This window comes from Streptomyces sp. NPDC051677 (assembly GCF_044453465.1).
Taxonomy (GTDB): Bacteria; Actinomycetota; Actinomycetes; order Streptomycetales; family Streptomycetaceae; genus Streptomyces.
This window is the reverse complement of record NZ_JBITCT010000038.1, coordinates 15,688-28,281: the sequence shown is the minus strand read 5'-3', so window position 1 is coordinate 28,281 and position 12,594 is coordinate 15,688. Positions and strand designations below refer to the sequence as shown.

At 72.7% G+C, this 12,594-nt stretch carries 12 protein-coding genes; all 12 read left to right on the top strand.

Annotation, left to right across the window (positions count from 1 at the left end; genetic code table 11):
- Window positions 1–160: 160 nt before the first annotated feature.
- Entirely contained in the window at window positions 161–1,942 is a 1,782-nt protein-coding gene (locus tag ACIBAF_RS34685; protein WP_399468182.1) for a hydrogenase maturation protein, read from the top strand.
- A 63-nt stretch (window positions 1,943–2,005) separates the two neighbouring features.
- Window positions 2,006–3,094 (top strand): hydrogenase expression protein HypE, encoded by a 1,089-nt coding sequence (locus tag ACIBAF_RS34680; RefSeq protein ID WP_399468181.1) that lies wholly within the window; start codon window positions 2,006–2,008, stop codon window positions 3,092–3,094.
- A gap of 84 nt (window positions 3,095–3,178) precedes the next feature.
- Window positions 3,179–4,963 carry a nickel-dependent hydrogenase large subunit gene (locus ACIBAF_RS34675; RefSeq protein ID WP_399468180.1) on the top strand — a complete coding sequence of 595 codons (1,785 nt, stop codon included), beginning with the start codon at window positions 3,179–3,181 and terminating at the stop codon, window positions 4,961–4,963.
- Entirely contained in the window at window positions 4,960–5,493 is a 534-nt protein-coding gene (locus tag ACIBAF_RS34670) for a hypothetical protein (protein WP_399468179.1), read from the top strand. Before ACIBAF_RS34675 ends, ACIBAF_RS34670 begins: the two co-directional genes overlap by 4 nt.
- Entirely contained in the window at window positions 5,490–6,134 is a 645-nt protein-coding gene (locus ACIBAF_RS34665) for a DUF5947 family protein (protein WP_399468178.1), read from the top strand. The genes ACIBAF_RS34670 and ACIBAF_RS34665 overlap by 4 nt, the downstream gene beginning before the upstream one ends.
- A complete protein-coding gene (locus tag ACIBAF_RS34660) occupies window positions 6,131–6,820 on the top strand; it encodes a DUF6084 family protein (RefSeq protein WP_399468177.1) in 690 nt (229 codons plus the stop codon). Before ACIBAF_RS34665 ends, ACIBAF_RS34660 begins: the two co-directional genes overlap by 4 nt.
- Complete coding sequence (locus ACIBAF_RS34655) at window positions 6,817–8,247, top strand: hypothetical protein (protein ID WP_399468176.1); 1,431 nt, start codon at window positions 6,817–6,819, stop codon at window positions 8,245–8,247. The genes ACIBAF_RS34660 and ACIBAF_RS34655 overlap by 4 nt, the downstream gene beginning before the upstream one ends.
- Window positions 8,244–8,789 carry a hydrogenase maturation protease gene (locus ACIBAF_RS34650; protein ID WP_399468175.1) on the top strand — a complete coding sequence of 182 codons (546 nt, stop codon included), beginning with the start codon at window positions 8,244–8,246 and terminating at the stop codon, window positions 8,787–8,789. Before ACIBAF_RS34655 ends, ACIBAF_RS34650 begins: the two co-directional genes overlap by 4 nt.
- A 10-nt stretch (window positions 8,790–8,799) precedes the next feature.
- Entirely contained in the window at window positions 8,800–8,904 is a 105-nt protein-coding gene (locus tag ACIBAF_RS34645; RefSeq protein WP_399468174.1) for a DUF6893 family small protein, read from the top strand.
- Window positions 8,905–9,046: 142 nt separating this feature from the next.
- Window positions 9,047–9,445: a hydrogenase maturation nickel metallochaperone HypA gene (locus ACIBAF_RS34640; RefSeq protein WP_399468173.1), complete on the top strand. Its 399-nt coding sequence runs from the start codon at window positions 9,047–9,049 to the stop codon at window positions 9,443–9,445.
- A gap of 3 nt (window positions 9,446–9,448) precedes the next feature.
- On the top strand, window positions 9,449–10,204 hold the full coding sequence (gene hypB, locus ACIBAF_RS34635; RefSeq protein ID WP_399468172.1) for a hydrogenase nickel incorporation protein HypB: 756 nt from the start codon (window positions 9,449–9,451) through the stop codon (window positions 10,202–10,204).
- Window positions 10,201–12,585: a carbamoyltransferase HypF gene (hypF, locus tag ACIBAF_RS34630; RefSeq protein WP_399468171.1), complete on the top strand. Its 2,385-nt coding sequence runs from the start codon at window positions 10,201–10,203 to the stop codon at window positions 12,583–12,585. The genes hypB and hypF overlap by 4 nt, the downstream gene beginning before the upstream one ends.
- Window positions 12,586–12,594: the final 9 nt, after the last annotated feature.

Here is a 12,594-nt window from a genome sequence, read left to right as displayed (position 1 = left end):
CCACGGCTGACTCGGCGCGCCGGACCGGTGAGGCCGGACGGCGGATCGGGGCCCGCTTTCGGATGACCTCACCGTCTGTCGCCGGGGCCGGCGAGCGGCCCCGGCCGAGGATCGCGATCGGCGGCCATCCCTGCCTGCCGTTCGTTCCCCGGAGGCAGCCGTGCACATCCTGCTCCTAGCCAGTGCGTTCAACAGCCTCACCCAGCGCGTCCACGCCGAACTGCGCGACCGCGGCCACACCGTGGCGGTGGAACTCGCCCTGCCCTGCGGCGCGTTGCCGGAAGCCGTGCGGCGGCATGCACCCCAGCTCATCGTCGCGCCGATGCTGAAGACGGTGATTCCCGAGGAGGTGTGGTCGGCGTACACGTGCCTCGTCGTCCATCCGGGGCCCGTCGGCGACCGAGGGCCGTCCTCCCTGGACTGGGCGATTCACGAGGGCGTCGACCGGTGGGGCGTCACCGTCCTGCAGGCCGATGGGGAGATGGACGCCGGCGACGTGTGGGCCTGCGTGCCGTGCCGGGTTCCTCCGGTGCCCAAGAGCGAGCTGTACCGGGGCGAGATCGCCGACGCGGCGCTCGCGGCCGTCCTGCTCGCGGTGGAGCGCTTCGCCGGAGGCGCCCACGTTCCGCGCAGGCAGGACGCCGCGTGCTGGTCCGAAACGGGGCTCCGCGTGCGCCCGTACCTCGACCAGAGCGTCCGGCGGATCGACTGGGCCGAGGACTGCACGCAGGTCGTCCTGCGCAAGCTGCGGGCGGCGGACTCGCAGCCCGGTGTGCTGGACACCCTGCTCGGCGGCGAGTGGTACCTGCACGGCGGTCACCCCGAGAGCGGGTTGCGCGGCCGCCCCGGCGAGCTGCTGGCCACCCGGGCCGGGGCGATCTGCCGGGCCACCAGCGACGGGGCGGTGTGGATCCCCGAGCTGCGGCCCCGGCGCGCGCACGGACAGCCGCCCACGTTCAAACTGCCTGCCGTGCTCGCCCTGGGCGACCGGCTGCCGCCGCTGCCCGAGCACGCCCTGCCGCCGCTGCCCGAGGCACGGCACCGCACCTGGTCGGACATCCGCTACCGGGAGGACGGGCAGGTGGGCTTCCTGTCGTTCTCGTTCCCCGGCGGGGCCATGAGCACGCAGCAGTGCCGACGTCTGCTGGACGCCTACCGGGAAGCCTGCGCGCGACCCACCTCGGTGCTGGTGCTCGGCGCCGAACGGGACTTCTTCTCCAACGGGATCCACCTCAACGTCATCGAGGCCGCGGCCGACCCCGGTGCCGAGTCCTGGGCGAACATCAACGCCATCGACGATCTGGTCGAGGCCGTCCTGACGACGACGGACCGGCTGGTGGTCTCGGCGGTCGCGGGCAACGCCGCGGCGGGCGGGGTGATGCTGGCGTTGGCGGCCGACGAGGTGTGGTGCCGCGCGGGCGCCGTGCTGAACCCCCACTACCGCCTGATGGGCCTGTACGGCTCGGAGTACCGGACGCACACCCTGCCGCGCAGGGTGGGTTCCGCGACGGCCGAGCGGCTCCTGCGCGAGGCGCTGCCGGTGAGCTCGGCGAGCGCACTGCGCGTCGGGCTCGTCGACCGGGTCGTCGACTGCGGTCCTGACGCGTTCGCGCGGGAGGTCGGCGGCCTGGCGGCGCGGCTGGCGTCCCTCCCGGCGACGGCGTCACGGATCACCGCGAAGAAGACGGAGCTGGACCGGCTGGAGAGCACGACCCCGCTGGCCGGCTTCCGTGAGCAGGAGCTGGCCCGGATGCGCCGGACCTTCGAGGACCCGGACGCCCCGTACCACGCGCTGCGCCGTTCCTTCGTCTGCAAGGAGCGGCCGACGTGCACCCCGCCGCACCTCGGTCCGTCCGCGGTTGCGCAAACCGGTCCGACCCCCTCTGCCGCCGATGTCACCGGAACGGCCCCCGCTGGTGTCTCATCCCGGCCGAACGGCTGATACGAAGAAAGCCGACGGCCGAAATGCAGGCCTTCATCCCTTACCTCCCCAGGAGGCGGTCCCATGACTGAGGCGACGCCGGACACGGTCGGCGCTGCGGACGCAGACGGCGCGCCCGCCGGCGAGACACCCACGATCCACATTCTCTGGATCAACGCGGGGCTGAGTTGCGACGGCGACTCGGTCGCGTTGACGGCGGCCATGCAGCCCAGCATCGAGGAGATCGTGCTCGGCGTGCTGCCAGGGCTCCCGAAGATCGCCGTGCACTGGCCGCTCATCGACTTCGAGTGCGGTCCGGTCGGCGGCTCGGACACGTTCATCGAGTGGTTCTTCAAGGGGGAGCGGGGCGAGATCGACCCGTTCGTCCTGGTCGTCGAAGGCTCCATCCCCAACGAGGCGATCAAACCCGAGGGCTATTGGTGCGGCTTCGGCGACAACCCGGAGACCGGCCAGCCGATCACCACCAGCGAGTGGATCGACCGGCTCGCCCCGAAGGCGCTGGCGGTCGTCGCGATCGGCACCTGCGCCACCTACGGCGGCATCCACGCCATGGCGGGCAACCCCACCGGCGCGATGGGCGTGCCGGACTACCTCGGCTGGGACTGGAAGTCCCAGGCGGGCATCCCCATCGTGTGCGTCCCCGGCTGTCCGATCCAGCCCGACAACTTCTCCGAGACGCTCACCTATCTGCTCTACCAGGCGACCGGCGCCGCCCCGATGATCCCGCTGGACGACAAGCTGCGCCCGACCTGGCTGTTCGGGGCCACCGTGCACGAGGGCTGCGACCGCGCGGGCTACTACGAACAGGGCGAGTTCGCCCTGTCGTACGACTCGCCGAAGTGCCTGGTCAAGCTCGGCTGCTGGGGTCCGGTCGTCAAGTGCAACGTGCCCAAGCGCGGCTGGATGAACGGGATCGGCGGCTGCCCCAACGTGGGCGGCATCTGCATCGCCTGCACCATGCCCGGCTTCCCCGACAAGTTCATGCCGTTCATGGACGAGCCGCCCGGAGCCAAGGTGTCCAGCGGCGCCAGCGGAGCGTACGGCGCCGTGGTCCGCAAGCTGCGGTCGATCACCGCCAAGACGGTGGACAAGGAGCCCAAGTGGCGCCGCTCCGGAGACAGGATCACCACCGGATACCGACCCCCGTGGTGAGCGTCCGCCCCAGGTAATCCGCTCCTTGCATCGTGCACCCCCACACCCACGTACCTCCCGCGCAACGAAGGGCACGGCACACAGATGGCACCGAAGACGAAGGCGGCCGGCGACGGCAGCGGCCTGGTGGAGATGGCCTGGGACCCGATCACCCGGATCGTCGGCAGCCTGGGCATTCACACCAAGATCGACTTCAAGCAGAAGCGGGTCGCGGAGTGCTACAGCACCTCGTCGGTCTTCCGCGGCTACAGCGTCTTCATGCGCGGCAAGGACCCACGGGACGCCCACTTCATCACCAGCCGGATCTGCGGCATCTGCGGGGACAACCACGCCACCTGCTCGGTGTACGCCCAGAACATGGCGTACGGCGTGAAGCCCCCGCACCTCGGCGAGTGGATCATCAACCTCGGCGAGTCCGCGGAGTACATGTTCGACCACAACATCTTCCAGGAGAACCTGGTGGGGGTCGACTACTGCGAGAAGATGGTCAAGGAGACCAATCCCGGCGTCCTCGAACTCGCCGAGCGCACCGAGGCCCCGCACGCCGCGGAGCACGGCTACCGCACGATCGCCGACATCATGCGCTCGCTGAACCCCCTGGAGGGCGAGTTCTACCGCGAGGCACTCCAGGTGAGCCGTTACACGCGGGAGATGTTCTGCCTGATGGAGGGCCGCCATGTGCACCCCTCCACGCTCTACCCGGGCGGCGTCGGCACCATCGCCTCCGTGCAGCTCTTCACGGACTACCTCAGCCGTCTGATGCGGTACGTCGAGTTCATGAAGCGGGTCGTGCCGCTCCACGACGACCTGTTCGACTTCTTCTACGAGGCGCTGCCCGGCTACGAGGAGGTCGGCCGCCGACGGGTCCTGCTCGGCTGCTGGGGCGCCCTCAACGACCCCGAGTACTGCGACTTCACCTACGCCAACATGACCGACTGGGGTCGGCGCATGTTCGTCACGCCCGGCATCATCGTCGACGGCAAGCTCGTCACCAACGACCTCACCGAGATCAACCTCGGCATCCGCGTCCTGCTGGGCAGCTCCTACTACGAGGACTGGCAGGGCCAGGAGCAGTTCGTCACCCACGACCCGCTCGGCAACCCGGTGGACCCGCGCCACCCGTGGAACCAGCACACCATCCCCGCCCCGCAGAAGCGCGACTTCGACGACAAGTACAGCTGGGTCATGTCCCCGCGCTGGTTCGACGGCAAGGAGCACCTCGCCCTGGACACCGGCGGCGGTCCCATCGCCCGCCTGTGGTCCACCGCCCTGTCCGGACTCGTCGACACCGGATATGTCAAGGCCACCGGCCACAGCGTGGTCATCAACCTGCCCCGCACCATGACCAGGCCCGAGACCAGCTTCGAGTGGAAGATCCCGAAGTGGTCCAACGCCCTGGAACGCAACCGCGCGCGCACCTACTTCCAGGCCTACACCGCCGCCGTCGCGCTGCACTTCGCGGAGAAGGGCCTGGAGGAGGTCCGGGCCGGACGCACCCAGACCTGGGAGAAGTTCGAGGTCCCGGACGAGGGGATCGGCGTCGGCTTCACCGAGGCGGTCCGAGGAGTCCTCTCGCACCACATGGTGATCCGCGACGGCAAGATCGCCAACTACCACCCGTACCCGCCGACGCCCTGGAACGCCAGCACCAGGGACACCTTCGGCACGCCCGGCCCGTACGAGGACGCCGTGCAGAACACGCCCATCTTCGAGGAGAACACCCCGGACAACTTCAAGGGCATCGACATCATGCGCACCGTCCGCAGCTTCGACCCCTGTCTGCCCTGTGGCGTCCACATGTACGTCGGGGGCGGCAAGACGGTGAAGTCGATGCACGTGCCCACCGGCCTGAGCGGACTGGGCGGATGAGCGCGGCGACGGCGGCGACGCCGGTGAACGCCGAGCAGACCGGACGCCGTGTCGAGGAGGTGCTGGAGCGGCTGACCGCGAGCGGCGACCCGGCCGCCGCCGCGGCCGCGGAGGAACTCGTGCGGTCCCTCATGGACTTCTACGGCGCCGGACTCGCCCGCATCCTCCACCTGCTGTCTCGCGCCCCGGACGGTCCGGCGGCGCGGCTGCTCGGCGACGAGCTGGTCGCGAGCCTGCTCGTCCTGCACGACCTGCACCCCGAGGACCGCGACGCCCGCATCGCCCGGGCTCTCGACAGCGTCCGCGAACACGCCCTGGAGATCGTGGACTTCGACGAGGCCAGCGGCACCCTGTCGCTGCGGGCCCAGGAGCCCGGCGGCTGCGGATGCGGCTCCGGCGCAGATGCCCGGCAGGCCGCGGAGGCCGCCCTCGCCTGCTTCGCGCCGGAGGTCAGGGCCGTCGACGTGACGACCGCGCCCGCGGGGCCCACGCTCCTGCAGATCGGCACCGCCCCGACGGGCGCCCGATGACGGCGTCCCCGGCGACGCGCACGCCCGGCCTGCGGAGGTTCGTCACCGAACGCGCTCCGCAGCCCGAGCGCTGCGAGCTGTGCACCGTGACGGTCCCGGCGGACCACCGCCACCTGGTCGACACCGAGAAACGCGCCCTGGTCTGCGCCTGCGCCGCCTGCGCGCTGCTGATGGAACAGCCGGGCGCCGCCGCGGGCCGCTTCCGCACGGTCCCGGCCCGCTACCTCACCGACCCCGCACATCGCCTCGACGAGAGCGCGTGGGACACGTTGCAGATCCCGGTCGGCGTCGCCTTCCTCTTCCGCAACGCGGCGCTCGACCGGCTGGTCGCCCTCTACCCGAGCCCGGCCGGCGCCACCGAGAGCGAACTCGAACCCGCCGCCTGGACGGAGGTCCTCGGAGGCAGCCGCCTCGCCGCACTCCTCGAACCGGACGTGGAGGCGCTGCTGCTGCTGCGCCGCGCCGACGGCCACTGCGAGTGCCACCTCGTACCGATCGACGTCTGCTACGAACTCGTCGGCCGCATGCGCCTGTTGTGGCAGGGCTTCGACGGCGGAGCCGAGGCCCGCGCCGCGCTGGACGCGTTCTTCACGGACGTCGCCAGACGCGCCCGGCCCGTGGCCGAGGGGGCGCGGCCATGACGGAGTTCTCCTTCACCTGCACCGGCGTCCGCGCCGACCGGTACGCCGCCGGCCCCACCCTCGTCTTCCGGCTGCGGGTCACCGCCTCCGGCGGCATGCCCGTGCACGCCCTCGCGTTGCGCTGCCAGATCCGCATCGAACCCGCCCGCCGCGGTTACGCGTCCGCCGAGGCCGACGGCCTCGCGGACCTCTTCGGCGACCGCTCACGCTGGGGCAGCACCCTGCAGCCGGTGCAGTTCGCCCAGGTCTCGCTGATGGTCCCCGGCTTCATCGGGGAGACCGAGGCCGACCTCGTCGTGCCCTGCACCTACGACATGGACATCGCCGCGACCCGTTACCTCACCGCCCTCACCGACGGCGAGGTCCCCCTGCTGATGCTCTTCTCCGGCACGGCGTTCACCGGGACCGGCGGCTTCCAGGTCGAGCCCGTCCCGTGGGACCGGGAGGCGGCCTTCCGGATGCCGGTCACCGCCTGGCGGGAGATGGTCGAACAGCACTTCCCCGGCTGCGGCTGGATCCGGCTGCCGCGCGACGCCATGGACGCCCTCCTCGCCTACCGCTCCCGGCACGCCCTGCCCTCCTGGGAAGCGACCGTCGAGGCGCTGCTGGACACGGACAGCGCCGCCCGGCCTGCGCACGACCCGCTGCGCGCCCTCACCGCCACCACCGGAAGGACCGATCCGTGACCGTGACCGCGTTCGCGCCCGAGACGGAGGAGCGGTTCGCCCTCGCCCGGCAGGTGGCCGACGCCGTCCTCTTCGAGGGCTACGTGCTGTACCCGTACCGCGCGTCGGCGGCGAAGAACCGGCTGCGCTGGCAGTTCGGGGTGCTGGTGCCGCCGGGCTGGGGCGCCGAGTGCGAGGAGCACGACTTCCAGCACACCGAATGCCTGATGGAACCGAAGGCGGGCGCGACCCTCTCGGTCGAGGTGCGCTTCCTGCACGCCCGACGGCGCACGGTGCAGCAGGCCCGGCCGGACGGCGGCTACGACACGGTGTCCGAACTCCGCCTCGACGACCGGGTGTTGGTGCCCTGGGACGAGGGAGACGAGGAGCGCGTCGAGGTGGTCGCGTCGGTGGCCGAGCTCCTCGGTGACGGCGTCACGCATCCCTTCCGACGCCCCGCCCGCGAGGACACCGCACCGGTCCTGGACGCAGCCGGCCGCACCGTCGGCCGACTGGTCCGGCGCTGCGAGGAGATCAACGGGGCGGTCCGGCTGTCCGCCCGCGAACTCGACGGCCCCTACCCCGTCCTGCGGCTGACCGCCGTCGTCGAGAACACCAGCGACTGGACACCCCCCGAGGGCCGCGGCGCCGACCGGGACGCGGCGCTGCCGCGCTCCCTGGTGGCCACCCACCTCCTCATGGCCCTCAGCGCCGGATCGTTCCTGTCGATGACCGATTCTCCCGAGTGGGCCAAGGGCGCGGTCGCCGCCTGCCGCAACCTGCACACCTGGCCCGTGCTCGCCGGCGAACCCGGCCGCGCCGACCTCGTGCTGTCCTCGCCGATCATCCTGGAGGACCATCCGGCCATCGCACCGGAGAGCCCCGGGGCGCTCTACGACGCCACCGAGATCGACGAGATCCTCGCGCTGCGCACCGCGGCCCTCACGGACGAGGAGAAGCGCGAGGCCCGGGGCACCGACGAGCGGGCGGCCGCCGTGATCGAGCTGGCGGACTCGATGCCGGCCGAGGTCCTGGAGCGGCTGCACGGGGCGGTGCGCAGCCTGCGCGAGGCGACCGGCCCGGCCCTCGCCGCCCCGCACGGCGGCTTCCCCGACGAGTACGGGGCACCGCGGCCGGACACCCCCTGGTGGGACCCCGCGAGCGACGCGGGCTTCGACCCGGCGCAGGACCAGGTGGTCGTGGACGGCCGGTCGGTGGGCAGGGGCAGCCGGGTCGAACTGAGCCCGGGCCTGCGGCGCACCGACGCGCAGGACATCTTCCTGCGGGGCCGCACCGCGAGGGTCGAGGCGGTGCTGCACGACGTCGACGGCGGGGTGCACCTGGCGGTCACCGTCGAGGGCGACCCGGGCGCCGACATCCGCCGCGAGCAGGGACGGTTCCTGTACTTCCAGCCCGACGAGGTCACACCGCTGGAGGACGACGTATGAACCTTCCCCCGCAGACCGCTCCACGGACCCTCGTGGCCGGCATCGGGAACATCTTCCTCGGAGACGACGGCTTCGGGGTGGAGACCGCGCGCCGCCTCGCCGAGCGCGACCTGCCCGGACACATCGAGGTCGTGGACATCGGGGTGCGCGGGGTGCACCTCGCCTACCAGCTCCTGGACGGCTACGACACCCTCGTCCTCGTGGACGCCACGGCACGCGGCGAACCCCCCGGCACGCTGTACATGCTCGAACACGACATCGGCGACGGAAGCCCATCGCCCGCCGCCCCGGCGCTGGACGGCCACCGCATGACCCCCGACGCCGTCCTCGGACTGCTGGGCGCCCTGTGTGCCGGGACCGGCGGCGAACCGCCACGCCGCGTGCTGGTCGTCGGATGCGAACCGGCCTCGGTGGACGAGGGCATCGGACTCAGCGCGCAGGTGTCCGACGCCGTGCCGGAGGCCGTCCGGCTGATCGAAGAACTGCTGCGCGACGGCGAGCCGGCCGTGGCGCAGGCCTCAACCGCTGAGGGTTCGACATGAGGAGAGACGCGTGAAGAAGATCGTCGTCTGCGGAGCGGCTCTGGCCGCCATGGTCGCCGTCGTCGCCGAGTTGTTTCCCGACCTCCGGCGCTACCTGCGGATCCGCCGGATGTGACCGTGCGCGCCACCCGTGTGCCGTGCGGTTGCGTCGAACGGCGTACCTCCGACGCCGGTGACGGCGTGCCGGGCCCGGCGGCCCGGCACGCACGCCTCTAATGAAGGCCGACCGAAGACCGGCTGCGGAGGGACGGTGACCCGTGCACGAGATGTCCGTCGCGCTGGCCGTCGTAGACCAGGTGGCAGAGGCCGCCACGCGGGCCGGCGGTGTCACGGCGGTGCGCTCGGTACGGCTCCAGGTCGGCGAACTGGCCGGCGTCGTACCCGATGCACTCGCCTTCTGCTTCGAACTGGCCTGCGCCGGAACCCTGCTGGAAGGCGCCGAACTGGTCACCGAGGCGGTGCCTGGGCGGGCCCGCTGCACGCCCTGTGCGCACGACTGGGCCGTCGGCATGCCGCCGCGGCTGACCTGCCCCGGCTGCGGCGGGACGCGTACCGACCTGCTCGCGGGCCGGGAACTGCAGATCCTCGACGTGCACTGGGAGGACGGCGGCCCCCCGCACCCGCCCACCCGCGAACCGATCTCCGAGGAGCGCTGAACCATGTGCCGTGTCGTCGACCTGCGGCAGGCCGTACTCGCGAAGAACGACGGGAGCGCCCACGAACTGCGCGCTCGCCTCGCTGCCCGGGGCACCGCGGTCGTCAACCTGCTGTCCAGCCCCGGCAGCGGCAAGACCGCGCTGCTGGAGGGCGAACTGCTGCGGGCACGGGAGCGGGCCGTCCCCGTGGCGGCGCTGAGCGCCGATCTCGCCACCGAGAACGACGCGGCACGCCTGGCGCGTTCCGGGGTCCCGGTCAAGCAGGTGCTCACCGACGGACTGTGCCACCTGGAAGCGGGGATGCTCGCCGCGCACCTGGACGGATGGCTGCCCGACGACACCCGGCTGCTGTTCGTGGAGAACGTCGGCAACCTGGTCTGCCCGGCCTCCTACGACCTGGGGGAGACACTGAGGGTCACCCTCGCCTCCGTGACGGAGGGCGAGGACAAGCCGCTCAAGTACCCCACCGCCTTCGGTCTCGCCCACCTGGTCGTGGTCACCAAGACCGACATCGCCGAGGCCGTCGAGTTCGACGAGGACACGTTCCGCGCGAACGTGGAGCAGGTCAACCCCGGAGTCGAGGTGGTGCTGACCTCGGCACGCCGGGGGCGGGGAGTCGGCGCGCTGCTCGACCGGGCGCTGGCCGCCGCTGACGGCGCACCCGTCCACTCGCCGGTCATGGCCCGGCCGCCCCAGCACCACGGTCACACCCACGCGCACACCGAGGCCGCCGGCACGATGGCCCACACGCACCCGTGAGCGGTCCGCAGGCCCCGGCGGCCGTCGCCGAGAACACCCCGCTGCGCCGCCGGGTCACCGTTCGAGGAGTGGTGCAGGGCGTGGGCTTCCGGCCCTACCTGTACGGTCTGGCCACCGGACTCGCCCTGGCCGGGCACGTGACCAACACCCCCGAGGGCGTCGTCGTGGAGATCGAGGGAACCGCCTCGGCCGTCGCCCTGTTCTGCGACCGGATCGCCGCCCAGGCGCCCCCGCTGGCCCGCGTCGACTCCGTCCGCCACCAGGAGATGCCGCCCGTCGGCGGCACCGGGTTCACCATCCTCACGTCCCGCACCGACGGCCCGGCCCGCACCCTGGTCTCCCCGGACTGCGCCACCTGCGCCGACTGCCTCGCCGAGCTGGCCGACCCGGCCGACCGGCGATACCGCCACCCCTTCGTCAACTGCACCCACTGCGGCCCCCGCTTCACGATCGTCACCGGCGTGCCGTACGACCGGGCCAACACCACCATGGCCGGCTTCGCGATGTGTCCCGACTGCGCCCGGGAGTACGCGGATCCCGCCGACCGCCGCTTCCACGCGCAGCCGGTCGCCTGCCCGGCCTGCGGGCCGCGCCTGCGGCTGCTCGTCGCCCAGGAGACAGGCGTCAGGAGTGTCGACGGTGCGGACCCGGTCACCGAGGCCCGCGCCCTGCTGGCGCGGGGCGCGATCCTCGCCGTGAAGGGTCTGGGCGGCTACCACCTGGCCTGCGATGCCACGAACCAGGCGGCGGTCGGCCTCCTGCGCCGCCGGAAGGCGCGCGGGGACAAGCCGTTCGCCGTCATGGCCAGGACCGCCGACGACGTCCGTCACCTCGTCCGGCTGAGCCCCGCGGAGCAGAGCCTGCTCGAAGACCGGGCCAGGCCGGTCGTCCTCCTGAGGAGACGGCCGCACCCGTCGTACGCCTCCGCGGACCCCCGGCCCGCCGAGGCCGTCGCGCCCGGCAGTCCCGACCTCGGCGTGATGCTGCCGTACACGCCCCTGCACCATCTGCTGCTCGGCTTGCCCGGCGACCCGGACGGCCCCCGGCTGCTCGTCATGACCAGCGGCAACGTGTCCGGTGAGCCGATCGTCACCGACGACACCGAGGCGCTGGAGCGGCTTGCGCACCTGGCCGACGCCTGGCTCACGCACGACCGGCCGATCCATGTTCCGTGCGACGACTCCGTGGCCCGCGTCTGCGACGGGGAGCCGCTGGTGCTCCGTCGCTCGCGCGGCTACGCCCCGCTGCCGGTCCCCCTCCCGCTGCCCGTGCGGCCGGTCCTCGCCGTCGGCGGAGACCTGAAGAACGCCTTCTGCCTGGGGGCGGGCCGCCGCGCCTGGCTGTCGGCGCACATCGGCGACATGGACGACGTCGGCACGCAGCGGGCCTTCGAACGGGCGGCGGCGCAGCTGGAGACGATCACGGGGGTGCGGCCCCAGGCCCTGGTCCGCGACCGGCATCCCGGCTACCGCTCGGGCAGCTGGGCCGACCGGAACGCGGCCGGCCGGCCCGTCGCGCGCGTCCAGCACCATCACGCGCACGTCGCAGCCGCGATGGCCGAGCACGGCCTGGACGGCGCCCGGACGGTGATCGGCGTCGCCTTCGACGGCACCGGCCACGGCGACGACGGCGCCGTGTGGGGCGGGGAGTTCCTGCTCGCGGACTACGACCGCTTCACCCGCTTCGGGCGCCTCGCGTACGTGCCGCTGCCCGGTGGCGACGCCGCGGTGCGCCGGCCGTACCGCATGGCGCTGGCCCATCTGCGGGCCGCCGGGATCGACTGGTCCGACGACCTCGCCTGTACGACCGCCTGCCCACCCGACGAACTCCGCCTCCTGGCACAGCAGTTGGAGCGCGGCCTGAACTGTGTGCCCACGTCCAGCATGGGCCGGCTCTTCGACGCCGTGTCCTCTCTCGCCGGGGTGTGCCACCGCGCCGGATACGAGGCACAGGCCGCCGTCGAGCTGGAGGGCGCGGCCCTGCACGCGCCCGCCGAGGACACCACGGCGTACGCCTTCGCCCTCCACCCGGCGGAGGAGAACGGGGGCGGCGCCCTACGGGCCGATCCGGCGCCCGTGCTCGCGGCGATCGTCGGCGACCTGCGCGCGGGCGTCGCGCCGGGCGTCGTCGCGGCCCGCTTCCACCGGGGCGTGACCGGCCTGGTGCACCGCGTCTGCGTGCGGGCGCGAGAACGGCACGGGCTGGACACGGTCGCCCTCACGGGCGGGGTGTTCGCGAACACCCTGCTGTCCTCGGCCTGTGCGGCCGCCCTGCGCGAGGACGGCTTCACGGTCCTGCGGCACCGACTGGTGCCGCCGGGCGACGGCGGCCTGGCGCTGGGTCAGCTGATGGTGGCCGCCCGCGCCACCCCCACCGACTGAGCAGACACG

Bases quoted from the DNA above. Each gene is read 5' to 3' on its own strand.
- ACIBAF_RS34680 (WP_399468181.1), top strand. From the start codon at position 2,006: ATGACTGAGGCGACGCCGGACACGGTCGGCGCTGCGGACGCAGACGGC.
- ACIBAF_RS34675 (WP_399468180.1), top strand. From the start codon at position 3,179: ATGGCACCGAAGACGAAGGCGGCCGGCGACGGCAGCGGCCTGGTGGAG.
- ACIBAF_RS34670 (WP_399468179.1), top strand. From the start codon at position 4,960: ATGAGCGCGGCGACGGCGGCGACGCCGGTGAACGCCGAGCAGACCGGA.
- ACIBAF_RS34665 (WP_399468178.1), top strand. From the start codon at position 5,490: ATGACGGCGTCCCCGGCGACGCGCACGCCCGGCCTGCGGAGGTTCGTC.
- ACIBAF_RS34660 (WP_399468177.1), top strand. From the start codon at position 6,131: ATGACGGAGTTCTCCTTCACCTGCACCGGCGTCCGCGCCGACCGGTAC.
- ACIBAF_RS34650 (WP_399468175.1), top strand. From the start codon at position 8,244: ATGAACCTTCCCCCGCAGACCGCTCCACGGACCCTCGTGGCCGGCATC.
- hypB (WP_399468172.1), top strand. From the start codon at position 9,449: ATGTGCCGTGTCGTCGACCTGCGGCAGGCCGTACTCGCGAAGAACGAC.